Raw genomic sequence first — 23,300 nt, forward strand, 5'->3', positions numbered from 1 at the left:
TGCGAGTTCGGTTCGGAGATACCGATAGTGGTCCAGTCGACACCCGTCAACACGGGAAGGAAACGATCGGTTTACTGGCCGCCTACGTCGGAGTTTGCTCTCGAGCGAGCGCTCCGGGAGTTATCCGAACGGTCCCATCCCGCCCATGCCGCCGCCACCGCCACCGCCACCGCCGCCGCCCTGTTGCATCTGTTGCATCATCCGCTGCATCTCCTTGTCCGAACCCATTCCCTGGAACTGCTTGATCGTGCGCTCCATCATCTTGTACTGCTGGAGCAGCTCCCGAACCTGTTCCTCGCTCGTCCCCGAGCCGCGAGCGATGCGCTCGATCTGGTCGGCGCCGATCGCCTTCGGGTACTCCTTTTCGGTCTCGGTCATCGAGTCCATGATGACGCTGAACGCGCGCATCCGCTCCTGGGTGACGTCCATCGCGTCGTCGGGGAGCTGGTCCTTGATCCCGCCGCCGAAGCCGGGGATCATGTCCATCACCTGGTCGAGGGGACCCATGTTGTTCATCGCCTCCATCTGCTTTTGCATGTCGTTGAGGGTAAACTGGCCCGTCAACATATCCTCGGGGTCCCACTCCTCGTCGTCCTCGATGTCGGTCTGTTGCATCGCCCGCTCGACGCGCTCGGCAAGCTGACCGAGGTCGCCCATCCCCAGCAGCCGGGAAATGAAGCCGTCGGGCTCGAACCGCTCGACGTCCTGGACCTCCTCGCCGGTCCCGAGGAAGGCGATCGAGGAGTCGGTCTGATCGACCGCCGTCAATGCCCCTCCGCCTTTGGCGGTCCCGTCGAGCTTGGTGATGACGACGCCGTCGATGCCGATCGACTCGTCGAACTGCTGGGCCTGCTCCTTCGCGCCCTGCCCAATCGCCGCGTCGAGCACGAGCAGCGATTTGTCGGGGTCGACCGTATCCTCGATGTCCTCGATCTCGTCGATCAGGTCGTCCTCGAGCGCGTGGCGACCCGCCGTGTCGACGATGTGGACGTCGGCCTCGCTGGTCTCCTCGAGCCCGTTGCGGGCGATCTCGACCGGATCGTCGTTGTCCGGGTTGCCGTAGAAGTCGACCTCGGCGCGTTCGCACATCTCCTTTGCCTGGTCGTAGGCGCCGGGCCGGAACGTGTCGGTCTGGATCACGGCCGGACGGAGACCCTTCGTCGAGAACCACCACGCCATCTTCGCCGCGGACGTGGTCTTCCCGGATCCCTGGAGGCCCGCCAGCAGGATCGTCTGCTCCTCGAGGGGCAGGTCCGTCGACTCGCCGATGAGGTCGACCAGTTCCTCGTAGACGATGCGGAGGACGAAGTCCCGCGCCGGGGTGCCGGCCGGGGGTTCCTCCTCGAGGGCCCGTTCTTTGATGTTGTCCGACAGCTCCATCACGAGCGAGACGTCGACGTCGGCCGAGAGCAAGGAGCGCTGGATCTCCTTGACGATCTCCTCGATGTCCTCCTCGCTGAGCCGTGACTTCCCGCGGAGTTTGTCGAGTGTGCCCCGCAGAGAACTCCCGAGATCGTCGAGTACCATTTGCTCGGTGTACGTGGCGACGGCGTTAAAGGCTTTTTCTCGACCGCCAGCGCCCCTGTTCGTTGCAGGCCGCCCCCAAACTCGTCGACGCAGATGGGACGAGTTACCCGTGTGTTGCCGACCGCGTGTCGCGAAATCGAACGATCCGGTCGCGGTGGCGCGTGCTGTCGTCAGGATCGAGCGACAGCGAGATTCTGGCGGAGAATACCGTGCGAGGGATGAACGAGGGATCGGAGTGACCGAGTGAATCGGCCGGGGAGGGTGTGGCCGTTCAGCGTGTTCGTGCGAGCAAAACGGACATTCCGTCGGTACCACTACGAAAGCCTCTGGCCCGCTCGACGGCTGCGGCTCGCCGAGCGACCCAGCCCCCTCATACGGTTTACTGTAGGTCGTTTCCGGCGCAACAGCGACCCGGGCGGCGGTTATTCAATGTGTTCGCGGCTGTTCAGTACGCCTGTCTGCGCAACGGTCCGACCGACGATCCGAACTCCGGCGTCGGAGAGTATTTCAGCCCTCCGGCGACAACGTTCGAGCATGCCAACCGAACCGGAGATCGATACCGGAGAGTACCCGGCCCTCGCGCACGCCGACGTCACCGTCCGCCTCGAGGACGGCCTCTACATCGCCGACGACGAGGTAACGGGCGTCTCGAGCCAGGGCCCCTCCGAGGAGGCGGCGATCGCGAACCTCGCGGAAACCGTCGCCACCTACACGGACGGCCAGAGCGACGACACCGGCGACGACTGGCTGTAGCGAACCGACGGCTCCGGATCCCGTCGCCGTCGAACCGCGGTTCGACGGTCCGTTTCACACGCACACCGGCGTTTTACGGTGAGAAACGTGGTCGGATACACGATATGGACGAGTTCGACGTCGTGGTCGTCGGCGGCGGGTCGGGAAGCCAGGTAGCCACCGCGGCGGCCGAGGAGGGCCTCGAGGCGGCCGTGATCGAGCCGGGACCCCTCGGGGGCGCCTGCATCACGCGAGGCTGTGTCCCCTCGAAAGCGCTCATCCACCGGGCCGACGTCGTCGACGAGATCTATCGCGCGGAGCGGTTCGGCGTCGATGCTACCCTCGAGGGCGTCTCATACGGGGAGATCACCTCGTCGATCCGCGAGGCCGTCTACGGGAAGGCCGAGCGCCAGGCGGAGTCGCTCGAGGAGGGCGAGAACGTCGCGCTCTACCGCGGCGAGGGGCGGTTCGTCGACGAGTGCGAACTCGAGGTCGATCCCGTCGACGGTGTGCCCGAGAACGGTTTCGACGACGCGAGCGGCGACGACCCCGAACGGATCCGGGGCGAAACGGTCGTCGTCGCCGTCGGGGGTCGCCCGACGGTTCCGCCCGTCGACGGCCTCGAGGACGTCGATTTTCTGACCAGCGACGACGCCCTCTACCTCGACGAGCGACCCGACGAACTCGTCGTCATCGGGGGCGGCTACATCGCGACCGAGCTGGGCTACTTCTTCGGCGCCCTCGGCACCGAGGTTTCGATCGTCGGCCGGAGCGAGCAGCTCGTCCCGCGGGAGGACGACGACGTCAGCGCCGCGGTGACCGACGGGCTCGAGCGCTACTGCGATCTCTACACCGGCTACGAGGCCGTCGAGACCCAGGAGGACGGCAGAGGGGTGACGGTCACCGCGGAACCCGCGGACGACAGCGGGGCCGATAGCGATGGAGGTGGCGGGGCGGTCGACCTCGAGGCCGACGACGTCCTGGTCGCGGCCGGGAGACGGCCCAACACCGACACGCTCGCGCTCGAGAACACCGACGTAGAGACGGACGACAAGGGTCACGTCGAGGTCGATGAGCGTCTCGAGACTACCGTCGACGACGTCTGGGCGCTCGGCGACGTTCTCGGCGACGAACCCTACAAACACGCGGCCGACTACGAGGCCCGAATCGTGGCGACGAACGTGCTCGAGACGGTCGAGCGGACGGTCGACTACGGGGCGATGCCCCACGCGGTCTTCACCTCGCCGCAGGTCGCGAGCGTCGGCCGAACGGAGGGGGAACTCGAGGCGGACGATCGGGAGTACGAGTCGGCCCGCGTGAGCTACGACGCCGCGCCGCTGGGGGTGATCCTCGATTCCGACGAGGCGTTCGTCAAGGTGCTCGCGGGGTTGGACGGCGAGATCCTGGGCTGTCACGTCGTCGGTCCGCAGGCGCCGACGCTGATCCAGGAGGTCGTCGCGACCATGAGCGGCGGCGGCACCGTCGACGACGTCGCGAACGCGGTCCACGTCCACCCGGCGCTCTCGGAAGTCGTCTACGCGGCGTTCGACGAACTCTCGACGAGTCCGTACTCGACGGCCCCGGACTGGCGGGACGTCGGTGACGAGTGATTTATTTATCATAGTCACGTTACGTATCCAAAATGGGTGAACAATCGGGGTCGACGACCCCGGGCGGCGACGGCGCGGCGCGGACGTACGAGCGGATCACCGACGCGGTGATCGCGCTCGACGGGGAGTTCCGGGTCACGTTCTGTAACGCGGGGAGCGAGCGAGTGCTCGGCGAGGGCGAATCGGAGCTCCGGGGAACGGCGGTTCAGGACGCGGTTCCGAACGGCGTCGGCTCGACGGTTCGCGAGGGGTGTGAACACGCGCTGAAAACCCAGGAGTCGATCAGGTTCGAGGAGTACTTCGACTCGCTCGACACCTGGTACGAACTCCGTGTCTACCCCGCCGAAACGGCGGTCACGGTACACTTCCGGGACGTCACGGACCGGGTTCGTCGGGAAGACCAGCTCCGACGGCGCGAGCGCGCGCTTCAGGACGCCTACGAGGCACTGGCGGACGCCAATCGGCCGCTCTCCGAGCAGGTCGGGGGACTGTTGCGTATTGTCCGCGAAACGCTCGAGACGGAGTGTGGGGCGCTCTCGTCGATCCAGGAGGGCACCAACGAGTACACCCTCGAGGCTGTTGACGCGGACGAGGGGATCGTCGTCGAGCCCGGAACGACGGTACCCCTCGACTCGACAAACTGCCAGCGGGTCGTCGCGGCGGGGCGAACGGTGGCGATCGAGGACCTCGATACCGACACGCCAGAACTCGGCGAGCGCGCCGCCAGCGGCGAGGGACAGGTCTCGTGCTATCTCGGAACGCCGATCTTTGTCGACGGCTCGGTGTACGGAACGTTCTGCTTCTACGATCGGGAGTCCTGTCCCGGAGGGTTCTCCGACTGGGAGCAGACGTTCGTCGGGCTGCTCGCGAACTGGATCGGCTACAAGCTCGAGCGACAGCGCTACAGGGAGCGCCTCGAGGCCTCGAACGAGCAGTTAGAGCAGTTCGCCTACGCCGCCAGCCACGATCTCCAGGAGCCGTTGCGGATGGTCTCGAGCTACCTCTCGTTGATCCAGCAGCGCTACGAGGAGGACTTAGACGAGGACGGCCAGGAGTTCCTCGCGTTCGCCGTCGACGGCGCAGACCGGATGCGTGAGATGATCGAGGGGTTGCTCGCCTACTCCCGGGTGGAGACCCAGGGCGACCCCTTCGAGCCCGTCGACCTCGAGACCGTCCTCGAGGACGTCGTCGACGACCTGCAGTTCAGGCTCGACGAGACCGACGCGACGCTCTCGATCGACTCGCTGCCCCGGGTGCAAGGTGACGACGACCAGCTCCGACAGGTGTTTCAGAACCTGCTCGAGAACGCGATCGAGTACAGCGGCGACGAACCGCCGTCGATCCACATTACGGCCGATCGGAAGACCGCGACCGACCTGGCCGGCGCTCGCGGCGAGGCCGTCTCGTCCGGGGACGGCAAGTGGGTGATCTCGATCAGCGACGCCGGCATCGGGATCGATCCGGACAACAGAACGCGGGTGTTCGAAGTCTTCGAACGGCTCCACAGCCACGACGCCCACGCCGGAACGGGGATCGGACTGGCGCTCTGTCAGCGGATCGTCGAGCGCCACGGCGGCGAGATCTGGATCCACCCGGATCCCGACGAGGGGACGACGTTCTGTCTCTCCCTTCCGGACGCGTCGATCGAGTGATCAGGCCGTCGAGCCGGTTTCGATCTCGCCGTCGGTCGCGAGCCACTCCGTGAGGCTCCCCTCGTAGACGGAGACGTCCTCGTAGCCCAGCGCCTCGAGCACCGCGTCGGTGTGGCTGATCCGTCTGGCGGTGTTGCAGTAGAGGACGATCTCCCGATCCCGATCGATCCCGTGCTCGGCGAACAGCGCCTCGAGCTCCGCGGCGGGTTTCACCCGTCGCGTCTCGTCGTCGACGGTCCCGCGCCAGTCGAATCGAACGGCCCCTGGGAGGTGAGCCTCCGCGAACTCCTCGGGGTCGCGGGTGTCGACGAGGACGGCGTCGCCCTCGAGTGCGGTTTCGACGCCCGAACGGTCGATCAGCGGGCTATCGGCGAACGAAAAGGGTAGAGCAGTGTAGGCGGTCGGCTCGACCGACGGCGATCCGGTCTCGGTTTCGTGCTCGCGGTTCCAGGCGCTGAAGTCGCCGTCGAGCAATCGAACGTCGTCGTGGCCGTACGCCAGCGCGGTGAGCCGAAAGCGGGCCGCGAAGACGCCGTGCGTGTCGTCGTAGGCGACGATCGTATCCTCGGGTTCGATCCCGACCTCGCCGAGCAGCTCCTCGAACGCCTCCCGCCCGGGGAGGGTACCGGGGTCGTCGGCGGTTGCGTCGCGGTAGCTGTCGAAGGGAACGCTCACGGCGCCGGGGACGTGACCGATCCCGTCGAACTCCCAGGCGTCCCGGACGTCGACGACCGCGACGCCGGGATCCTCGAGTCGGGCCGCGAGCCAGTCGGGCGAAACGATGACGGAGTCGTCCATCAGTTCCGACCTGTCGCGGCGGGCTGGAGTAGCCACCGGTCCCGGCACGTCTCCCCGTCGTACCGAGACCGTGGCAATACTTGCAGCCCCCGTTCGGCCGAGCGACGCCACTACCGCACACGTTCCCTCGTTCGGCGCTCGAACCTCGGCTCGAGTTCACGAGGACGTTACGGTCGACCGAGATATCGGAAAGCACTGCCGAAACGGTCTAGCATCGACCGAATTGACCGGTTAGCGCGGCCCTATGTGGCTGTCGTACCACGTGTCGGATATGGCAACGAACGACTACGCGACCGACGCACTCGTCACGGCCGACTGGGTCGAGGACCGACTCGAGGAGTTCCAGTCAGACGATCCCGGCCTCCGGCTCGTCGAGGTCGACGTCGACACGGAATCGTACGACGAGGAACACGCCCCGGGCGCGATCGGGTTCAACTGGGAGACTCAACTCCAGGACCAGACCCGACGCGACATCCTCGACAAGGACGAGTTCGAGGAACTGCTCGGCAGCCACGGTATCGGCGAGGACTCGACCGTCGTCCTCTACGGCGACAACGCCAACTGGTTTGCCGCCTACGCCTACTGGCAGTTCAAGTACTACGGTCACGACGACGTCTACCTGCTCGACGGCGGGCGCGAGTACTGGCTCGAGAACGACTACCCCACCACCGACGAGGTCCCGTCGTTCCCCGAGGTCGACTACGAGGCCGGCGGCCCGCGCGAGACGATCCGCGCCTACCGCGACGACGTCGAGAAGGCGATCGAACGCGACGTCCCGCTCGTCGACGTCCGCTCGCCTGAGGAGTTCTCCGGGGAGATCCTCGCCCCGCCGGGTCTGCAGGAGACCGCCCAGCGCGGCGGCCACGTTCCCGGCGCGGTGAACATCTCGTGGTCCGCCGTCACGAACGAGGACGGCACCTTCAAGAGCCGCGACGAGCTCGAGGAGCTCTACGCCGATGAGGGCATCACGGGCGAGGAGACGACCGTCGCCTACTGCCGGATCGGCGAGCGTTCGTCGGTCGCCTGGTTCGCCCTGCACGAGCTGCTGGGCTACGAGGACGCCGTCAACTACGACGGCTCCTGGACCGAGTGGGGCAACCTCGTGAACGCGCCGGTCGAGACCGGGGAGTAACGGTCGGTCTCCGATGACCGATACCGCGGAGTTCCTCGAGACAGTCCGTGCCGAAAACGAAACCGAACTGTCGCGGCTCGGGTCGTCGAAGTCGCTGTACGCCGACACGGGCGGCAAGATCGACACCGAACCCGTGTTGCGGGCGACCGTCGACGCCGAGTACGCCGCCTGGAAGACCTTCGAGGCCTGGGCCGACGACGAGGCCCACGACGCCGCCCGCGAGGCCTTCGAGGCGACGGCCGCCGAGGAGCGAGCCCACTACGAGACGGTCGCCGAGAAGCTCGACGGCTACGAGCCCGAGACGGTGCCGAACCTGCACGAGTACCTGCGCGGGCTCGAGGACACCGTCGAGCGCACCGGAGCGCTCCTCGGTCGGATCCTCGCGAGTCAGCGATCGAAAGACCAGGTCGTCGGCTACTTCGTCGGCGACGCCGACCCGCAGACCGCGGGGCTGTTCCGGGAGTTCGGCGACGACCTGGACGACCAGCTCGAGCGCGCGACCGCCCTGCTCGAGGATGTCTGTGCCGACGAAACCGACCGCGAGCGGGCCCTCGAGGCCGCGAGCGGCGCGATCGAGGCCGCCTACGAGGAGTACGTCGACTCGCTCGAGGAACTCGGCGCGAACCCGAAACCGGTCTGCTGAGAGGAGAGTCCTCGAAAGTAGACCCTACCCCGGGGCGGCTCGACGACGATCGTCGGTGACGGTTCTATGCACCTCGTCGTGGATTCGGCTCGTATGAGCACCGACGACGAGCACGGCGACAGCCCCCTGGATCGGGGAGACCAGGAGATCGGCGCCGAGATCGCGGCGGACCCCGAAACCCTCCTCTCGGCGCTCCCCCACTACTACCGGGGCGAAGTGACTCAGGCGAGCAGTTCGCAGGATCGGATCGATCAGACGACGAACTGGGCGATCACGGTGCTGGCCGCCCTGCTCTCGGTGGTGTTCTCGAGCCCCGAGATGCCCGCCTACCTGCTGCTGGTCGGCATCCTCGTCCTCTCGATCTTTCTGTGGTTCGAGGTGCGTCGCTACCGGTTCTACGACATGTATCGCGCGCGGGTGCGGTTCTTCCAGGAGAACGTCTTCGCGAACGCGCTGAAACCGGTCGGCGTCGAGCACCCGCGGTGGCGCGAGGAGCTAAGCGACGACCTCCGGTATCCGACGTTCAAGGTCACCAGCTGGGAGGCACTGTCCCGGCGAATTCGACGCATCTACGCGCTCCTGTTCGTCGTCATCGGCGTCGCGTGGGTCGCGAAGGTGACGCTGTTCACCCCGGAGACGCAGTGGACCGAAGCGGCCGAGCTTCCCGGTCTCCACGGCGCGTTCGTCGCGGCGCTGCTCGGGGCGTTCTACCTCGCCGTGTTCGCCCTCGCGAACTGGCCCCACGCTCGACGAGCGAAGGGCGAGATCTACGGCGAGGAGCCGGGCGACTGGAAGAACGACGAGTAGCGTCGTTCGGACGACCCGAGAGAGCCCGTCAGTCGAGGCGCTCGAGCCGGGACTCGAGGTCGTACTCCGCGACGACCTCGGGGGAGAGGCCGGCGACGGCGTCGTGGAAGTTCGTCCGGTAGCTCGCCGGCCCCTCGTGGGGGAGCTCCGCGGCCCGTTCTCCGGCGATTCCGAACGCGAGCGTCCCGTCTACCGCTGCTCGGTGGGCGTCCTCGAGGGCGCCACAGAACGTCGCGAGCGTCCCGCCGAGCATGCAACCCGTGCCGACGACCTCGCTCAACCGCTCGTGGCCCGCTGCGATCCGGGTCGCGCCGTCGCCGTCCGCGACGACGTCCTCGACGCCGGAGGCGACGACGACGGCCCCGGTCGACTCGGCGAGCGAGCGGGCCGTCTCCTCGATGGCGTCGTAGTCGCCGACCGACTCGACGCCCCTGACCTCGGCCTCGACGCCCGCGAGCGCGCTGATCTCCCCGTAGTTGCCCTTGATCGCGGCGAACTCGTACTCGGTGAGGAGTTCCTCGGCGACCGCCTCCCGCGTCGGCGTCGAGCCGACGCCCACGGGATCGAGGACGATCGGAATCCCGCGCTCGTTCGCCGTTGCCGCCGCCTCTCGCATGGCCTCGAGCTTCGACTCGGGAATCTGGCCGATATTCAACAGAACCGCGCTCGCGAGTTCGGCCATCTCGCCGGCGTCGCCGGGTGAATCCGCCATCACGGGCAGTCCGTCCCAGTGGAGCGTGAGGTTCGCGACGTCGTTGATCGTCACCTCGTTGGTCAGCGACTGTACCAGCGGCTCGGTCTCGGCGAGCGCCTCGAGGGAATCCGCGAGCGTCGGTCGGGTCGTGTCGGGTCTCGTCATGATGCTGTCACTCTCGGTGCTCGAGGTCCTTCGCGGTTTCGACCGTTTCGGCGAGGGTGGCCGTCGCGGCCGCCGGATCCTCGGCAGCGGTGATCTCGCTGATGACGGCGACCCCGACGGCTCCGGCTTCGGCGACGGGACCGGCGTTGTCGGCCGTGATACCCCCGATACCGACCACGGGAATCGAAACCGTCTCGGCGATTTCGGCGATCCGTTCGGGGCCGACACCGGTTTCGGCCTCGGGGACGTCCTTGGAGGTCGTCCCGTAGACGCTGCCGACCCCGAGGTAGTCCGCGCCGTCGGCTTCTGCCCGCTGGGCCTCCGCGACCGTCGAGGCCGAGCAGCCGACGACGGCCTCGGGGCCGAGTAGCTCGCGGGCCACCGGGACGGGAAGGTCCGACTGGCCGACGTGAACGCCGTCGGCGTCGATCGCCTCGGCGATATCGACGCGGTCGTTGACGAGCAGATCGACGCCGGCCTCGGCCGTCAGCTCGCGCAGCTCGAGGCCCAGCTCGTACCGCGAGTGCGCGCTCTCTCCCTTCTCTCGGAGCTGGACGGCGTCGACGCCGCCGTCGATCGCTGCGCGGACGATCTCGAGGGTCGACCGACCCTCGGAGATCGACGCCTGCGTGACGAGGTACGTTCCCCAGTTCGTCGGTGCCATAGGGAACAATGTAGGGGTACGGGTCAAAGAGCCGACGGTTCCCGCAGGCGCTGCTCGAGCGGGCACACCGACGCGTCGACCCGAGGGCGGGCTCGACGACGGAAACCTGGCACTGATTGTGATGGACGACAACACGGGTCTCATGACCCTCGAGCCCGACGCCGTCACGACCGTCACCTTCGACTCCTACAGCACGCTCGTCGACGTCGACGCCGTCGAGAGCGCCCTCGAGGCCCACGCGGCCGTCGACGACCCCGCGCCGATCTCGCGGACCTGGCGGGAGCGATCGATGCAGTATACCCTCGTCGCGAACCACGTCGACGCCTACGAGACGTTCTACGAACTCAACCGCGACGCCCTCGAGTACGCTCTCGCGGCCCACGCCGTCGACATCGGCGAGGACGAGCGCGAGGAAATCCTGTCGGTCTACCACGACCTCGAGGTGTTCGACGACGTCCGGGGAAGCGTCGAGCGGCTGCGCTCGGCGGGCTACGACTGCTACGTCCTCTCGAACGGCAACCCGGAGATGCTCGAGTCGATGGTCGAAGGTGCCGAGATCGGCGACCTGCTCGAGGGAACGATCAGCGCCCACGAGCTCGAGACGTTCAAGCCCGCACCCGAGCTCTACCGCCACGCGGCGGGACGGACCGGGACCCCGATCGGAGAGATCGCCCACGTCTCGGCGCTCTGGTTCGACGTCCAGGGCGCGGTCCACGCCGGAATGCAGGGTGTCTGGCTCGACCGAAAGGGCAACCCCGAGGAGCCGTTCGGGCCCGATCCCGACGCCGTCGTGACGGGACTCGAGGAGCTAGCTGACGTCCTGGAGGGTTGACTACCCCTCCCCCTCGAGTCGCCGCTCGCCGAGCGCGACCAGCTCCTCGAAGTCGTCGTCGTCCCGGATGGACGGGAACGGTCGGATCGGCTCCGGATCGGCGGGTTTCTCCCCGATCGATCGGCGCCACCAGGCGACATCGTGCCACTCGTCCTCGACGTACCCCATCGCGGGGAACTCGACGACACGCTCGAAGCCCAGCCGCTCGTGGAAACCGACGGTTCCCGGGTTCGGCAGCGTCGTCACGACGTAGGCGTCACAGACTCCCTGGCGCTCGAGGGCGGCGAACAGCGCCTCGTACAGCGCCTCGCCGACCCCCGTTCGGCGCGCGTCCTCGGCGACGTACACCGAGAGTTCGACGACCCACTGGTAGGCCCGACGCTTGCGGAGCGGGCCGGCGTAGGCGTAGCCGACCACCTCGCCCGCTCGCTCGCAGACGAGCCAGGGGTAGGTCTCGAGCGTCGACGCGATTCGGTCGGCCATCTCCCCCTCGGTGGGGGGCGTCTCCTCGAAGGTGACGGCGGACGATTCGCAGAAGGGCGCGTAGATCTCCCGGACCGACGCCGCGTCGGACGGGACCGCGACTCGGATGCTTGCGTTCATAGGAGTGGATTCCCCCGAACGCGAATAAGCTCACTGAAGGCGAGTCGCCGCCCGCTTCCGACGAGGAGGGAGTCAGCCGTCGGCCGCCAGAAACGATCGGAGCTGCTCCCGGAGCGCCGACCGCGCGTCCGGTGCCGGGAAGTGGGATTCGTTCTCGAGCAGGACGATCCGCTCGAGGGTTCGAACCGTCGCTCGAGCCCGCGGAATCACGACCTCGGGCGGAAAGAACACGTCGTTCTCGGCGACGGCGAGCAGCGTCGGCGCGTCGAACCCCGAGAGCTCGTCGGCCGTCGCCGTCTTCGGGAACGATCGCTCGAGTTTCACCTCCTCGAAGACGGTTCCGACGAGGTCGAGCAGCGTCTCGTCGACCCCCGCCGCGGGCTCGGTGAACATCGGCTGGACGGCGCGCTCGAGGCGCGCCCGGGACGGTCGGAGCCGGTAGGCGACCATCGGGAGCACGATCCCGAGGAGCAGCCGACGCAGGGAGCCGGTTCCGAGCCCCGACGGAACCACGAGACAGGCACGTTCGATCCGTTCGGGCGCGTGCGCGGCGGTTCGGAGGACGATCCCGCCGCCGTATGAGGGGCCGATCATCGGCGCGCGCTCGAGGCCGAGCCCGTCGAGGAGGTCGACCACCCACGCGCCGTAGCTCTCGTCGCGCGGCGAGAGTCGGGTCTGTGCGCTGAACCCCGGATGGCCGATCGTGTCGGGCGCATAGATCCGGAACCGGTCGGCGAGCGGCAGGAACCACTCGAGGCTGATCGGGTTTACGACGTTGCCGCCGTGGAAGACGACCAGCGGCGGGGCGTCGCTCGGTCCGGCGACGAGCACGTGGGTTTCCCCAAACCGGGTGTCGACCCACCGTCGCTCGAACGAGGTCTCGAGTTCTGCCAGAAGCACTCCGTACAGTCGCTTGATCGCGCGTTCACCGCTCGCTGACCGGTAGATGCCGTCTCGAGTCACTACCGGACTATCACGGCCGACCTACTAATCCGTACGCGAGCGAAAGCGAGGGGCGGACGCTGTCGGGAACGGCGGTTCGATGCCGTCAGTGACCCTCGTCGTGAGGGTTCGTCGACGTCCCGTAGTTCTCCGCGTGGTCCGTGTAGTCGATGAAGCGCGGCGCGTCGGGGTCGAAGGGACGCTCGAGGCTCTCGAAGGCCTTCTTCTTGTCCCAGCCCTGGAGCTTGCCGACCGCCGACTTGTCCTCTAAGTCGTGATAGTCGAGTTTCGGCTCGGTGTACTCCCAGGCTCGCACGCCCTGCTCGGTTCGGAGGATGACACTCGAGTACTCGTCTGCCGAGCCCACCGAGCCGACGGTGACGTCGGCACAGAACCCGGTGAAGTCCGCACACTCGTCACAGCCCTTGAGGGCGGCGTCGTGGAAGTTCTCGATGTCCTCCTCGAGGATCATCTCGCCGTCGCGGCCGTAGACCATCAGCTTCCCGTGGAGGACGTCCATCTTGCCGATCTCGTCGGGCGAGATTCCGCGCTGGTCCTCGAGCTGTTCGCCCATGAGGCTGTAGTAGTTGAAGTTCTTCGTACACATCAGCGCGATCGTGTACTCGACGGCGCCGATGCCCTCGTCGTGGCCCTGGTAGTCCCAGTCGAAGTCCTGCAGCGCGCGGATACCCTCGATCTCGCAGGGCGTGCCGACCAGGGCGAGGCTCAGCTCGTCCCAGTCCTTGTCGGGAAGCTTGTGCTCCCACTGTTTCAGATCGAGGTTGCCGAGCGCGAGCGTCTGGTTGTAGACGGTACCGGCGTTCTCGATGAGCTCCTCCTCGGTGGTCGCGAGGAAGCTCTCGGCCTTCCAGTCCTCCTCCTCGCTCTCGGTCGCGATCAGGGCGCCGTCGATCTCGCCGGCCTCGAGCAGGCTTGCCAGCATCCCGGTGACGACGCCGCCGTCCTGAGCTCCGTCGGTCCAGTCGTCGTCGACCTTCGCGGAGAACTCCGTGATCGGGTCGCCCGCACCCTTGACGTTGTCCTCGCCGCCCGTAATCTTCCACTGGCGTTCGTAGCGCAACCCGCCGCGGGGACAGAAGTCCCAGCACAGCGAACAGCCCGTACACATCTTGACGAGTTCGGGCAGGTCGTCGTCGCCGACGCCGATCGAGTCCGAGGGGCAGGCGGCGACGCAGGTGCCACACTGGATACACCGCCCCGCGTCGATGACGGCCTCGTCGAGCTCCATGAACCAGGTCTTCTCGTCGGGCGTCTCGATGTCGTTCATCTCGGAGCGAATCGAGTACGTCGGGGTGTCGAGGTCGACGCCCTCGGGGACGCCGACCCGGACGTCGGGCTCGCCGTTGTCGACGTCCTGGCTCACGTTCTCGGAAGGTTCGGTGAACTCGAGATTGCCGAGGCTCCCCGTCTCGTCGACGTTGGAGACCCCCGCTCCGTCGGTCGCGACCGATCGACCCTCGGCGTCGGGTGCGGTCTTCTCGCCACAGGTACAGGTGTCGGGCCCACAGCCCTCGTCCGTGGCAGTCTCGATCGCACCCTCCCGGGCGTGATCGAGCCCCTCGCGGGAGCGGGGCGCGGCGCCGCTCGTCTCCGGGACGATGACGGCGTCGTCCTCGTCCTCGGACTCCGGAACGCCGGGGAAGGCACGGTCGTCGCGGTTCGAGGACTCACTCCGTTCGTCCTCGCGGCTCGCGTGTCGCTTCTCGCTCGCGGTTTCACCGCTCGCATCATCGGGGCCCTCACTCCGTTCGGTCCCCGCCGCTCCCGCTCGCATTTCCGAGGCCTCGCTTCGCTCGGCCTCGCCGTCAATCCCCATGGGCGACACCTCCGGCGACCGGCGCCTCGGCACCCTGCATGATCGTCCGCAGGCGCTCGTTGTCGGCGCGACGGCACCACTCGTAGAACCGTTCGCCGTCCTCGCGGTCGGCCGCGTAGGCGTCGAACAGCTGCTCGAGCGCTGGAATTACGGCGTGGGCCGGAACCGCGCTCTCGACCCAGTCGAGGAACTCGTTGTCCGAACCGAGGGAACCGCCGAGACCGAAGTCCATCCCCTCGACCAGATCGACGGCTTCGCCGTCTGCTCGAGGCGTCTCCGACGCCTCGCTGTTATCCCCCTCCTCGTTGGGGCTCTCGATCCCCTCGGGCGCGTCGCCGTTCTCGAGCTTGACCGTCTCCCCGCGGAATCCGATATCGGCGATCTGTGGCTGGGCACAGGACGCGGAACAGCCCGACATGTGCATTCGGATTGCCTCGATGTCGTCGGGGACGTCGATGCGTTCGTCGAGCTGGCGGGCCCAGCGCTTGGTCCGCTTTTTCGTCTCGATGATCGCGTAGTTGCAGAACTCGTTTCCCGTACAGCCGACCGCACCCCGCGCGAACGGGCCGGGATCGGGCTGGTAATCCTGAGCGAACGGCTCGGCCAGCAGATCGTCGACGTTCTCTTCCGGAATGTGTGTGACGAGGAAGTTCTGGTCGGTCGCCAGGCGAACCGAGGCGTTTTCGGTGCCGTACTCCCGCGCCGCGCGGGCAGCCTCGGCGAACTCGTCGCCGCCCATTCGGCCGGCGACGACGTTGAAGCCGACGTACTGCAGGCCCTCCTGTTTCTGGTCGTGCACGCCGACGTGGTCGCCCTGGTAGCCGACGGTCAGGTTCTGGCCGCCCTCGGGAAGCTCGACGGTACAGCGGTCGCGAACCGCCTCCTCGAATTTCGCGGGACCCAGCTGTTCGACGAGGTAGCGCATCCGGCAGACGCCGCGGTTGTTGCGGTCGCCGAGCTCCTTGAACGTCTGGGCGATCGCGCGGCAGAACTCGACGGCGTCCTCGGGCCTGACAAAGACGTCGAGCTCCGAGGCCATCCGCGGGCCGTCCGAGAGGCCGCCGCCGACGCGGGCGTGGAAGCCGTAGAGCCGTTCGCCATCCACGTCCTTTTTTGCGGGAACGAGCCCGACGTCGTTGATCTGGGACTGCGCGCAGTCGTGAGCACAGCCCGTGATCGTGAGCTTGAACTTCCGCGGCAGGTTCGCGTACTCGCGGTTCTCCGTAAAGAAGTCGGAGACGGCGTCGACCACCGGCTGTGCGTCGAAACACTCGTGGTCGCCGACCCCGGCCGCGGGACAGCCGAGCACGTTCCGAGCGGAGTCGCCACAGCCCTGGATCGTCGTGAGTCCGACCTCGTCGTAGCGCTCCCACATTTCGGGCACGTCCTCGACGCGGATCCAGTGTTTCTGGATGTCCTGGCGAGTCGTGATGTCGACGTAGGCGTCACCCCAGAGTTCGTTCTGCTCCGTGCCGCCGTACTCCTCGGGTGCGACCGCGTAGTCCTCGGCGCACTCGCCGATCACTTCGGCCTGGTCGGGCGTGAGGTGGCCGCCCGGCACCTTGGTCCGGATCATGAAGTAGCCCTCCTGTTTCTGGGCGTACATTCCGGCCCACTTCAGGCGCTCCCACTCGCCGTCGCCGGCGCGGTCCTCGATCTCGTCGAAGGTCAGTCCGTCCGCGGCGTAGTCGTAGACGTCGTCGATGACCTCGAGTGGGTGTTTCTCCTGTTTGTACCGCTCGGTCGTGTTCATGGGCACCACCGACGATGGAGGCCGCGTCGGCTCGAGCGGGCGGACGAGTGATCGTGATAAGCCATCAATTACCACGTGGTGAACGCCCACACGTATACGGCCCCGCAAACGGGCGAACCATGTCGGGGCTAGCGCGACGAGGTAACACTTGCCAGCGTCGGTGTCGATCCGAAGCTGGATCAATCCCGCGACGGACGAAAACGGCCGACCGGCGCGCCGGACGATCGATCGACGTGCCCGACTGTCGGCAATAGTTGCCTGATGAAATGACGCGAGTGCGTCTCCCACACTGGACGAGCGACCGACACCTCGAGTCGCTCGGCCTTACCACGCTCGCTCGAGGAAGTCCTCGAGACGGTGGAAGTCGACGTCGTGGTCGGCCTGCAGTTCGTCGATCGGCGACTCGTACCCCGCCTCGTTGAACCACTCGAACATCGCGGCGAACTCCTCGCCTCGGCTCTCGCGGACGTCCTCGATCGAGAGGTGGCGTGCGCGGACGTCGGTCTCGAGCGCGTCGGCGAAGCGAACGGCCATCGCCCGCAGCGGGAGTTCGTCGCTCGCGAGCTCGAACGCCTCGTCGGCGTACCGACCCGGGTCGGCGAATACCTCGGCGACGAAGGCGCCCAGATCTTCGATATCAAGCACCTGAAGCGGGACGTGGGGCTCGAGGCCCATCGCCAGCGTCCCGTCCTCGATCGACTCGCGAAAGCCCTCGAAGTTCTGCGCGAAGAAGACGGGCCGAACGATCGTCGCGGGAACGCCGCTGTCGTCGATCGCCCGCTCGATCTCCCACTTGGAGTCGAAGTGTGGAATGCCGGTGTTGCGTTCGGCACCCCCCACGGAGGAGAAGACGAGGTGATCGACCCCCACGTCGGCGGCGAGTTCGACGACGTTTCGCCCCTGCTCGACCTCGGCGTCGTAGCCGTGCTCCCAGAAGTTCGTCATCAGGAAGACGCCGTCGACGTCCTCGACGAGCGGTTCGATCGAGTTCTTCTCGCCGATGTCGGCCTCGACGACCTCGGCACCGCGTTCGGCGAGGGCGTGTGCCCGCTCGCTGTTGTGATCTCGGGTCAGCGCCAGCACGTCGACGTCCCGCTCGAGCAGGTGTCGGGCGACGGCGCCGCCCTGCGTCCCGGTCGAACCCGCGACGAGTACGGAATCTACTCCCATAGCGGTCGTCGTACTATCGGCGAGCGCAAGAAGCTCACACGGCGTTTTCCGACAGGTCGAAACGAAGACAGGCCGGATGACGAGGGTTCGCTACTCCTCGTCGGCGAGCAGGCGATCGACCATCTCGTCGGGGTCGAACCGCTCTAAGTCGTCGTACTCCTGGCCGACCCCGAGGAACAGAATTGGCTTGCCGGTGACGTGGGCGATCGAGATCGCCGCACCACCGTTGGAGTCGGCGTCGGCCTTCGAGAGGATCGCGCCGTCGATCGCGGCGGCCTCGTTGAACTCGCGAGCCCGGTTGACGGCGTCCTGACCCGCGACGGCCTCGTCGACGAACAGCGTCAGATCCGGACCGACGACTCTGTCGATCTTCTCGAGCTGGTCCATCAGGCCCTCGTCGGTGTGGAGTCGGCCGGCCGTGTCGGCCAGCACGACGTCGACGTCGTGGGCCTCGGCGTACTCGACGGCGTCGTACAGCACGGCAGCGGGGTCGCCGCCCTGCTCGTGGCTGATACACTTCGTCTCCAGCGCGTCGGCGTGTTGCTGGATCTGCTGGTTCGCGCCGGCGCGGTAGGTGTCGCCGTTGGCGAGCACCGTCGAGTACCCACGCTCCTCGAGGTAGCGGCTCAGCTTGGCGATCGAGGTGGTCTTGCCGACGCCGTTGACACCGGTAAACAGGAGGACGGCGGGTTTGTCCTCGACGGCGATGCGCTCGTCGAAGTCGAACTGGCCGACGCTGATCACGTCGTAGATCGCGTCCCGCAGCGCCTCCTCGACGACCTCGCCGGTCGAGGTCGTAAACGTTCGGGTTTCGCCGACCAGTTCGTTACGGACGTTATCGCAGATCTCCTCGGCGACGCCCATCTCGACGTCGCTCGTGAGCAGGGCCATCTCGAGTTCGTGCAGCGGCTCCTCGAGGTCCTCCTCCTCGATGACGAACTTCCCCTTGACGAGCGAGCGAGCCTTGGCGCCGAAGCCGGTACTGCCGTCGTCCTCGGTCTCAGTCTCGGCTTCGGCTCCGTCCTCGACCTCGGCCTCGGTCTCGTCGGCGTTCGCATCGAGTTCGGCCTCGGGCTCGGCTTCGGGGGCAGGTGACGCCGCGTCGACGGCGTCCCCGTCGTCGGTCGGGACCGTGTCGCGCTCCTCGACCGTCGCCGGGGCGCCCGCCTCGACGCTCTCGACGTCCGTCTCCGGCTCGGCGTTCCGTTCCGTCTCGAGCGATTCGTCGGATTCCTCGAGTTCGGACTCTGGGTCGTCCGTCTCCGGCTCGAGTTCGGATCCGGGCGCCGAGTCCGTACGGCTCGTCGGTTCGGTCGACGGCGCAGCTCCGCGAGCCGCTTCGTCGGCACCCGCGTCCGCAGTCTCGGTTACCGTCTCGGCCTCGCGGTCGCGATCGGCAGCGACGTCGGTCTCGCCGATCGGTTCGTCGGTGGTATCGGGTGCGGCCGGTTCGGACGCCGACCCCGGCTCGTCGGGTTCGATCGGCGGCTCCTCGAGGTCGCTCGTCTCGGCGCCGGGTTCGTCGACCGGTTCCTCTGCGAGCGTGTCGGCCGACTCCTCGTCGATCTCCTCGACGTTCTCTTCGGCGGCCTCCTCGGCGTCCTCGCGGAAGCTCCCGAGTTTCTTCTTCAGGTTGTCGAACATGGGTGTGACCCCTTACGTTACTCGTCCGGGCCCTGTCCCTGTCCCATCTGTCCCATCTGCTGTTGCATCGCCTGCTGCTGGAGCTGCTGGGCCTGCTGCTCGAGCTCGCTGCTCTCGGCTTCGAGCTCCGTGATATCTTCGTTGACGTCCTCGATCTGGTCGTCGAGCCGGTCCTTGCGGTTCTCGAGGGCGTCGACGGCGTCGTCCTCCTCGAACTCCGCGGCGTAGTCGGCGCCGAGGTCGACGATCACTTCGTCGATATCCTCGATCGTCGCCCGCAGGTAGGCGCCGCCGCCGAGGGGCACCTGTACCGTCGAGTCGCTCTCGAGGGTGTCGAGCGCCTCGATGGCCTCGTCGACGTCGTGTTTCTCCTGCTGGAGCTGCTGGACGTTACCCTGGAGCCCCTCGATCTGTTCCTCGATCTCCTGAAGTTCCTGCGAGAGCTGCTGAAGTTGCTGTTGTCCCATACCCGCCTTTGGGGCAGGCAGTCGGAAGAATCTTCCCTTCCATCGGAGTCAGCCGGCGAGAACGAACTCGCCGCCGAACGGGGAGCTGAGGGCGGCTCGAGGGTAGCTTCGGGCGAAGCGTCAGCACTAGATCTGACCTGGCTCGCGACCGGTCGAGCCCGTCATCGACGAGGCCGATCGCTTGCGCGTGACGAGCTGATCCGGATCGATTCCGTCGAACTCCGGCGGCAGCTCGCCGTCGGTCGCGTACTCGTACAGCGCCGTCTTCGCGACCGCCGTCGCCGCGTTGTGGACGACCAACAACGCACCGAGTGCGAGCAGCGTCGGAACGAGCGTGTACTGGAGGACGGCCCACGGAGCCTCGAGTGCGACCAACGGGAGACCGATTCCGAGCCCGCCGACGAGCGCTGCGAGCGGGAGGATAACGAGCCCGATGCCGAGCGTCGTGCCGCCCGCCTCACCCCAGGTGTCCCGAAAGAGCCCCACGCTGTTTCGCATCGACTCCCGGACGCCGCCGTCCTGGAAGACGATCACGGGAACGATGAAGAACGTCATCGCGAACCAGGCGAAGCCGGCCACCGAGCGGGCGAGCCGGGCCGCGGTTCCCTCCCGGCTCTCGAGGGCCCGAAAGACCAGTCCGACCGCGGCGCCGACGGCACCCCAGGCGAGGATCGTCCGTTTGGCCTCCCACGCGCCCGCGAGTCCGTCCCTGAGGCTCGTCGACTCGCCGGCGAACAGCGAGCCGACCGAGTGGACGAGCGCCGCGCTGAAAAACGTCGCAACCGCGGTCGCGACGAACATGAACAGGACCGAGGCCGCTATCAAAAGCGCGGTGACGGTCGTCTCGGCCTGTCCCTCCGAGAGGGCCGCGACCTGGTCGACGGCTGCCAGCCCGTAGCCGGCGCCGACGAGGGCGACGAAGATGCCGGCGACGAGACCGACCGCTCCCGCCAGCCAGGCGATCCCGTACAGTACCGGAAAGACGAGCAGCCAGTACTCCCGGCGCAGGACGCCGAACGACGCCTTCGCGACCCGAAGACCGGTTCGGATCCGTTCAAACAGCGAACCGAACATCATGCTGAACGATCGTTCGGGACAGGATATAGTTCTTGAGGTGAACAGTTCGGACCGGTGACGGCTGTGTTGGGCCAAACGGTTTCCCTCGAGCCCGCGTACGACCGGCTATGACCGAGCACGATCCGGCCGAGTTGCTGCCGAGCGAACGAATGCAGGGGCAGGTTCTCGAGGGCGAGGTGACCCAGATCCACCGCGGCCACCGCTACGCCGACGAGGGCGACACGTTCACGATCGAGGGGACGACGCTCGAGATAGTGGACGTGACCGAGCGGACGCTCGGCGATCTCACCGACGAGGACGCCCGCGCGGAGGGGATGGACGACCTCGAGGCCTACGAGCGACTGCTCGAGCGCGCCCACGACGACTTCGAGTGGAACGACGACAGCGAGGTCGTTCGTCATCGATTCGAGCCAGTCGAATGAGCGACGCCACCCTCTGCGTGTGGCTGCCGGTCAACATAGCATGATCAACCCACTCGAGAAACTCGAAGAGGACGACCCGTCGCCGTTCGAGGCCGACTCGGACGACGACGGGAGCGAGGAGCTACAGGAAGCGTTCAGCGAGATGTCCCGAGAGACGCTGCTCGCGTTCGTGAGCGCGCTCCTTTTCGCCCACGTCGGGGTGATGGCGACCGGCGTCGGGCTGTTGCTCGTGGCCTTCAACGGCCAGTGGCTGCTCGGGGGCGCCATCGCGGTCGGCGGTATCGCGGCGCTCGCGCTGACGGGCTGGATATATCGGTGGTACGAGAACGCGAAATAGCGAACTCAGTCGAGGTAGCCCAGGGCGTCCTCGATCCGACCGAGCTCCGGTCCGGTGGTCTCCTCGCCGACGACGTAGCCGGCGTCGTTGGCGAGCAGTCCCGAGCCGACCAGCGGCGCGCCGTAGTTGACGGTGCCCACGTCGGCCCGGACGTCGAGGGCGTCCTCGAGGAAGTCGAGTTCCTCGTCGGTCGCCTTGGGATGACAGAGTACGCCCGAGTTGGTCGCGACCGCAGCGGTACCGACGGTGCGAACGCCCGCGAGGTCACCGCGCTCGACGGGGACGTCGAGGACGTCCTTGACGACCTGGATCGCCTCGCGGGTCAGGTCGGGATGAACGTACGCGCCGTAATCGTTCGCGAGCACGACGTTACCTGCGGCGTTGACGTTCCCCGGGAGTTCGGCGACCGGGAGGTCGACTGTCTCCTCGAGGCGCTCGCGCTCGTACTCGAGGACGCGGGAGCTGACCAGCAGTCCGTTCTCGTTGCCCGTTGCGAGGGCGCCGACCGTCGAGGAGCCGCCGACGGTCGTCTGGACGGCGGGCACCTCGAGTTCGTCGGTCAGGTCGGCGACGGTGTCATCGTCGACGTCCGGTCGGACGAGCACGCAGGAGTCGGTCGCGCGGGCGAAGACGCCGACGTAGGCCGACCCGGCGAAGGCGAGACGCTGCAAGTTTAGTCGGCGACCTCGGCCTCGACGACGGCCTCACCCTCCTCGTCGAAGCGAGCCGCGCGAACGCGGAGCTTCCGTGGCGGGTTCGATCGGCCCTGCGACCAGATCGTCTCGTTGATCGAGGGATCCAGTCGGATGGCGTCCTCGTCGACCGCGAAGTGTTTCGCGAGGTGTTCGCGGACCAGTCGCATCGCGAGGTCGGCGGCCTCGTGGTTGGCGCCCTTCTTGACGTCACGCAGCGGAACGGTGACGACCCGCTCCTCGAAATCGCTTGCACTCATTGTTACTCGTCAGTGTCGTTGCGCCGCCAGTTGCGTCGCTTCGGGTTCCGGGTGACTTCCATGTCGGTCTTCATCATGACCCAGACCGGCACGCGGCTGTTCTGCTTCTCGAGTTTGGCAAGTCGCTTCTTCTTGCCCTTCGATTTCTTACCCATAGTAGCCGGACGTAGCCCGCGGTGGCTTAAAATGTTGTCCATCTCGCGAGGCCTCGCGGGTCCGGTTCTCCCCGGCCTACTCGAGGGGGAACCGGTCGACGGTCGCGTACTCGGGGCCGTCTTCGGTCAGGGTGCTCTCGGTGAGGCGAATCTCGTCGACGCGCATCTCGCCGACAGTCGGCTCGCGCTCACGGACGAGCTCTTGGACCAGCTCCTTGCCGCCGGCGTGTTCCATCCGCGCGAGGGTGACGTGAGGCGTGAAGTCGTGGGACTCTTCGTCGAACCCCATCGCGGTCGTTCGCTCCTCGACGGCCTCGTGGAGCCGCGCGAGTTCGGCTCCGCCCGCCTCGGTGCCCAGCCAGACGACGCTGATGTACTCGAGGTCGGGGAAGACGCCGAGTCCGTCGAACCGAACGGTGAAGGGGGAGACGGCGGCCTCGTCGACCGCGGCCCGTAGCTCCCGCGAGAGCGTGGGGAGGCGGTCCTCCGCGACCTCACCGAGGAACTTCAGCGTGAGGTGGGCCCGCTCGGCGTCGGTGAAGTTCAGCCCGCTGGCCTCGGCGAACTCCTTCTGAAGGTCGGCGACCGGCTCGGCGAGGTCGTCCGGGAGATCGACGCTGACGAACAGTCGCATACGCGTCCCTTGGACGGGATCGTACTCAACGGTGACGGTGACCGGGGCCGA

The 23,300-nt window shown here is 67.2% G+C and carries 25 protein-coding genes; 9 read left to right on the forward strand and 16 right to left on the reverse strand.

Annotated elements, in window-relative coordinates; genetic code table 11:
• Positions 1 to 120 precede the first annotated feature (120 nt).
• Complete coding sequence (locus ACFEMD_RS08925) at positions 121 to 1,527, reverse strand: signal recognition particle protein Srp54 (RefSeq protein WP_394740671.1); 1,407 nt, start codon at positions 1,525 to 1,527, stop codon at positions 121 to 123.
• Positions 1,528 to 2,061: 534 nt separating this feature from the next.
• Between ACFEMD_RS08925 and ACFEMD_RS08930 the strand changes: the two genes are divergently transcribed.
• The 3 genes from ACFEMD_RS08930 (at position 2,062) to ACFEMD_RS08940 (ending at position 5,521) form a co-directional block, all read left to right on the forward strand.
• Complete coding sequence (locus ACFEMD_RS08930; RefSeq protein WP_394740672.1) at positions 2,062 to 2,280, forward strand: type II toxin-antitoxin system HicB family antitoxin; 219 nt, start codon at positions 2,062 to 2,064, stop codon at positions 2,278 to 2,280.
• Positions 2,281 to 2,384: 104 nt separating this feature from the next.
• Positions 2,385 to 3,869, forward strand: coding sequence for a dihydrolipoyl dehydrogenase (locus ACFEMD_RS08935; RefSeq protein ID WP_394740673.1), 1,485 nt, complete (start codon positions 2,385 to 2,387; stop codon positions 3,867 to 3,869).
• 32 nt (positions 3,870 to 3,901) lie between these two features.
• On the forward strand, positions 3,902 to 5,521 hold the full coding sequence (locus ACFEMD_RS08940; protein ID WP_394740674.1) for an ATP-binding protein: 1,620 nt from the start codon (positions 3,902 to 3,904) through the stop codon (positions 5,519 to 5,521).
• Here ACFEMD_RS08940 and ACFEMD_RS08945 read toward each other — a convergent pair whose 3' ends face one another.
• On the reverse strand, positions 5,522 to 6,319 hold the full coding sequence (locus ACFEMD_RS08945; RefSeq protein WP_394740675.1) for a sulfurtransferase: 798 nt from the start codon (positions 6,317 to 6,319) through the stop codon (positions 5,522 to 5,524).
• A 271-nt stretch (positions 6,320 to 6,590) separates the two neighbouring features.
• On the opposite strand from ACFEMD_RS08945, the gene ACFEMD_RS08950 reads away from it, so the two are divergent.
• The 3 genes from ACFEMD_RS08950 to ACFEMD_RS08960 all read left to right on the forward strand — a co-directional run bounded on the left by ACFEMD_RS08950 (position 6,591) and on the right by ACFEMD_RS08960 (position 8,901).
• Positions 6,591 to 7,451 carry a sulfurtransferase gene (locus ACFEMD_RS08950; RefSeq protein WP_394740676.1) on the forward strand — a complete coding sequence of 287 codons (861 nt, stop codon included), beginning with the start codon at positions 6,591 to 6,593 and terminating at the stop codon, positions 7,449 to 7,451.
• Positions 7,452 to 7,464: 13 nt separating this feature from the next.
• Positions 7,465 to 8,094 (forward strand): rubrerythrin family protein, encoded by a 630-nt coding sequence (locus ACFEMD_RS08955; RefSeq protein WP_394740677.1) that lies wholly within the window; start codon positions 7,465 to 7,467, stop codon positions 8,092 to 8,094.
• A gap of 93 nt (positions 8,095 to 8,187) precedes the next feature.
• Positions 8,188 to 8,901: a DUF2270 domain-containing protein gene (locus tag ACFEMD_RS08960; protein WP_394740678.1), complete on the forward strand. Its 714-nt coding sequence runs from the start codon at positions 8,188 to 8,190 to the stop codon at positions 8,899 to 8,901.
• 28 nt (positions 8,902 to 8,929) lie between these two features.
• On the opposite strand, the gene thiM is transcribed toward ACFEMD_RS08960, so the two are convergent.
• Both thiM and thiE read right to left on the reverse strand, forming a co-directional pair.
• On the reverse strand, positions 8,930 to 9,760 hold the full coding sequence (gene thiM / locus ACFEMD_RS08965; RefSeq protein WP_394740679.1) for a hydroxyethylthiazole kinase: 831 nt from the start codon (positions 9,758 to 9,760) through the stop codon (positions 8,930 to 8,932).
• A gap of 7 nt (positions 9,761 to 9,767) precedes the next feature.
• Positions 9,768 to 10,424 (reverse strand): thiamine phosphate synthase, encoded by a 657-nt coding sequence (thiE, locus tag ACFEMD_RS08970; protein ID WP_394740680.1) that lies wholly within the window; start codon positions 10,422 to 10,424, stop codon positions 9,768 to 9,770.
• Between the two features lie 142 nt (positions 10,425 to 10,566).
• Between thiE and ACFEMD_RS08975 the strand changes: the two genes are divergently transcribed.
• Positions 10,567 to 11,256 carry a haloacid dehalogenase type II gene (locus ACFEMD_RS08975; protein WP_394741048.1) on the forward strand — a complete coding sequence of 230 codons (690 nt, stop codon included), beginning with the start codon at positions 10,567 to 10,569 and terminating at the stop codon, positions 11,254 to 11,256.
• Here the strand turns inward: ACFEMD_RS08975 and ACFEMD_RS08980 are convergent, their stop codons facing one another.
• The 8 genes from ACFEMD_RS08980 to ACFEMD_RS09015 form a co-directional block, all read right to left on the reverse strand.
• Positions 11,257 to 11,859 carry a GNAT family N-acetyltransferase gene (locus ACFEMD_RS08980; RefSeq protein WP_394740681.1) on the reverse strand — a complete coding sequence of 201 codons (603 nt, stop codon included), beginning with the start codon at positions 11,857 to 11,859 and terminating at the stop codon, positions 11,257 to 11,259.
• 72 nt (positions 11,860 to 11,931) lie between these two features.
• Positions 11,932 to 12,822 carry an alpha/beta fold hydrolase gene (locus ACFEMD_RS08985; protein ID WP_394740682.1) on the reverse strand — a complete coding sequence of 297 codons (891 nt, stop codon included), beginning with the start codon at positions 12,820 to 12,822 and terminating at the stop codon, positions 11,932 to 11,934.
• 85 nt (positions 12,823 to 12,907) lie between these two features.
• A complete protein-coding gene (locus ACFEMD_RS08990; protein WP_394740683.1) occupies positions 12,908 to 14,638 on the reverse strand; it encodes a Coenzyme F420 hydrogenase/dehydrogenase, beta subunit C-terminal domain in 1,731 nt (576 codons plus the stop codon).
• Positions 14,628 to 16,391, reverse strand: a complete 1,764-nt coding sequence (locus ACFEMD_RS08995) for a nitrite/sulfite reductase (RefSeq protein WP_394740684.1) — start codon at positions 16,389 to 16,391, stop codon at positions 14,628 to 14,630. The genes ACFEMD_RS08990 and ACFEMD_RS08995 overlap by 11 nt, the downstream gene beginning before the upstream one ends.
• Before the next feature lie 324 nt (positions 16,392 to 16,715).
• Positions 16,716 to 17,561 (reverse strand): NmrA/HSCARG family protein, encoded by an 846-nt coding sequence (locus tag ACFEMD_RS09000; protein WP_394740685.1) that lies wholly within the window; start codon positions 17,559 to 17,561, stop codon positions 16,716 to 16,718.
• A gap of 90 nt (positions 17,562 to 17,651) precedes the next feature.
• Positions 17,652 to 19,205, reverse strand: a complete 1,554-nt coding sequence (gene ftsY, locus ACFEMD_RS09005) for a signal recognition particle-docking protein FtsY (RefSeq protein ID WP_394740686.1) — start codon at positions 19,203 to 19,205, stop codon at positions 17,652 to 17,654.
• A 17-nt stretch (positions 19,206 to 19,222) separates the two neighbouring features.
• Entirely contained in the window at positions 19,223 to 19,672 is a 450-nt protein-coding gene (gene pfdA / locus ACFEMD_RS09010; protein ID WP_394740687.1) for a prefoldin subunit alpha, read from the reverse strand.
• 126 nt (positions 19,673 to 19,798) lie between these two features.
• Positions 19,799 to 20,749, reverse strand: a complete 951-nt coding sequence (locus ACFEMD_RS09015) for a DUF6159 family protein (RefSeq protein WP_394740688.1) — start codon at positions 20,747 to 20,749, stop codon at positions 19,799 to 19,801.
• Between the two features lie 107 nt (positions 20,750 to 20,856).
• On the opposite strand from ACFEMD_RS09015, the gene ACFEMD_RS09020 reads away from it, so the two are divergent.
• Together ACFEMD_RS09020 and ACFEMD_RS09025 are read left to right on the forward strand one after the other, a co-directional pair.
• Entirely contained in the window at positions 20,857 to 21,171 is a 315-nt protein-coding gene (locus ACFEMD_RS09020) for an ASCH domain-containing protein (RefSeq protein ID WP_394740689.1), read from the forward strand.
• Between the two features lie 40 nt (positions 21,172 to 21,211).
• A complete protein-coding gene (locus ACFEMD_RS09025) occupies positions 21,212 to 21,508 on the forward strand; it encodes a DUF7322 domain-containing protein (protein ID WP_394740690.1) in 297 nt (98 codons plus the stop codon).
• 5 nt (positions 21,509 to 21,513) lie between these two features.
• Here ACFEMD_RS09025 and ACFEMD_RS09030 read toward each other — a convergent pair whose 3' ends face one another.
• The 4 genes from ACFEMD_RS09030 to thpR all read right to left on the reverse strand — a co-directional run bounded on the left by ACFEMD_RS09030 (position 21,514) and on the right by thpR (position 23,249).
• Positions 21,514 to 22,179, reverse strand: coding sequence for a translation initiation factor IF-6 (locus ACFEMD_RS09030; protein WP_005554671.1), 666 nt, complete (start codon positions 22,177 to 22,179; stop codon positions 21,514 to 21,516).
• A gap of 2 nt (positions 22,180 to 22,181) precedes the next feature.
• Entirely contained in the window at positions 22,182 to 22,460 is a 279-nt protein-coding gene (locus ACFEMD_RS09035) for a 50S ribosomal protein L31e (RefSeq protein WP_005554673.1), read from the reverse strand.
• Positions 22,461 to 22,462: 2 nt separating this feature from the next.
• Positions 22,463 to 22,615 carry a 50S ribosomal protein L39e gene (locus tag ACFEMD_RS09040; RefSeq protein WP_394740691.1) on the reverse strand — a complete coding sequence of 51 codons (153 nt, stop codon included), beginning with the start codon at positions 22,613 to 22,615 and terminating at the stop codon, positions 22,463 to 22,465.
• 76 nt (positions 22,616 to 22,691) lie between these two features.
• Positions 22,692 to 23,249 carry an RNA 2',3'-cyclic phosphodiesterase gene (thpR, locus tag ACFEMD_RS09045; protein WP_394740692.1) on the reverse strand — a complete coding sequence of 186 codons (558 nt, stop codon included), beginning with the start codon at positions 23,247 to 23,249 and terminating at the stop codon, positions 22,692 to 22,694.
• Positions 23,250 to 23,300: the final 51 nt, after the last annotated feature.

Source organism: Natronococcus roseus (assembly GCF_043677095.1).
In the GTDB taxonomy this organism is placed as follows: Archaea; Halobacteriota; Halobacteria; order Halobacteriales; family Natrialbaceae; genus Natronococcus; species Natronococcus roseus.

Coding starts and splice junctions, on each gene's coding strand:
- ACFEMD_RS09040 (WP_394740691.1), bottom strand. CDS start 22,615: ATGGGTAAGAAATCGAAGGGCAAGAAGAAGCGACTTGCCAAACTCGAG.
- ACFEMD_RS09025 (WP_394740690.1), top strand. CDS start 21,212: ATGATCAACCCACTCGAGAAACTCGAAGAGGACGACCCGTCGCCGTTC.
- pfdA (WP_394740687.1), bottom strand. CDS start 19,672: ATGGGACAACAGCAACTTCAGCAGCTCTCGCAGGAACTTCAGGAGATC.
- ACFEMD_RS09015 (WP_394740688.1), bottom strand. CDS start 20,749: ATGATGTTCGGTTCGCTGTTTGAACGGATCCGAACCGGTCTTCGGGTC.
- ACFEMD_RS08930 (WP_394740672.1), top strand. CDS start 2,062: ATGCCAACCGAACCGGAGATCGATACCGGAGAGTACCCGGCCCTCGCG.
- ACFEMD_RS08945 (WP_394740675.1), bottom strand. CDS start 6,319: ATGGACGACTCCGTCATCGTTTCGCCCGACTGGCTCGCGGCCCGACTC.
- ACFEMD_RS08960 (WP_394740678.1), top strand. CDS start 8,188: ATGAGCACCGACGACGAGCACGGCGACAGCCCCCTGGATCGGGGAGAC.
- thpR (WP_394740692.1), bottom strand. CDS start 23,249: ATGCGACTGTTCGTCAGCGTCGATCTCCCGGACGACCTCGCCGAGCCG.
- ACFEMD_RS08980 (WP_394740681.1), bottom strand. CDS start 11,859: ATGAACGCAAGCATCCGAGTCGCGGTCCCGTCCGACGCGGCGTCGGTC.
- ACFEMD_RS08950 (WP_394740676.1), top strand. CDS start 6,591: ATGGCAACGAACGACTACGCGACCGACGCACTCGTCACGGCCGACTGG.
- ACFEMD_RS08955 (WP_394740677.1), top strand. CDS start 7,465: ATGACCGATACCGCGGAGTTCCTCGAGACAGTCCGTGCCGAAAACGAA.
- ftsY (WP_394740686.1), bottom strand. CDS start 19,205: ATGTTCGACAACCTGAAGAAGAAACTCGGGAGCTTCCGCGAGGACGCC.
- ACFEMD_RS08940 (WP_394740674.1), top strand. CDS start 3,902: ATGGGTGAACAATCGGGGTCGACGACCCCGGGCGGCGACGGCGCGGCG.
- ACFEMD_RS08995 (WP_394740684.1), bottom strand. CDS start 16,391: ATGAACACGACCGAGCGGTACAAACAGGAGAAACACCCACTCGAGGTC.
- ACFEMD_RS09035 (WP_005554673.1), bottom strand. CDS start 22,460: ATGAGTGCAAGCGATTTCGAGGAGCGGGTCGTCACCGTTCCGCTGCGT.
- ACFEMD_RS08925 (WP_394740671.1), bottom strand. CDS start 1,527: ATGGTACTCGACGATCTCGGGAGTTCTCTGCGGGGCACACTCGACAAA.
- ACFEMD_RS09020 (WP_394740689.1), top strand. CDS start 20,857: ATGACCGAGCACGATCCGGCCGAGTTGCTGCCGAGCGAACGAATGCAG.
- ACFEMD_RS08990 (WP_394740683.1), bottom strand. CDS start 14,638: ATGGGGATTGACGGCGAGGCCGAGCGAAGCGAGGCCTCGGAAATGCGA.
- ACFEMD_RS09000 (WP_394740685.1), bottom strand. CDS start 17,561: ATGGGAGTAGATTCCGTACTCGTCGCGGGTTCGACCGGGACGCAGGGC.
- ACFEMD_RS08935 (WP_394740673.1), top strand. CDS start 2,385: ATGGACGAGTTCGACGTCGTGGTCGTCGGCGGCGGGTCGGGAAGCCAG.
- ACFEMD_RS08975 (WP_394741048.1), top strand. CDS start 10,567: ATGACCCTCGAGCCCGACGCCGTCACGACCGTCACCTTCGACTCCTAC.
- thiM (WP_394740679.1), bottom strand. CDS start 9,760: ATGACGAGACCCGACACGACCCGACCGACGCTCGCGGATTCCCTCGAG.
- thiE (WP_394740680.1), bottom strand. CDS start 10,424: ATGGCACCGACGAACTGGGGAACGTACCTCGTCACGCAGGCGTCGATC.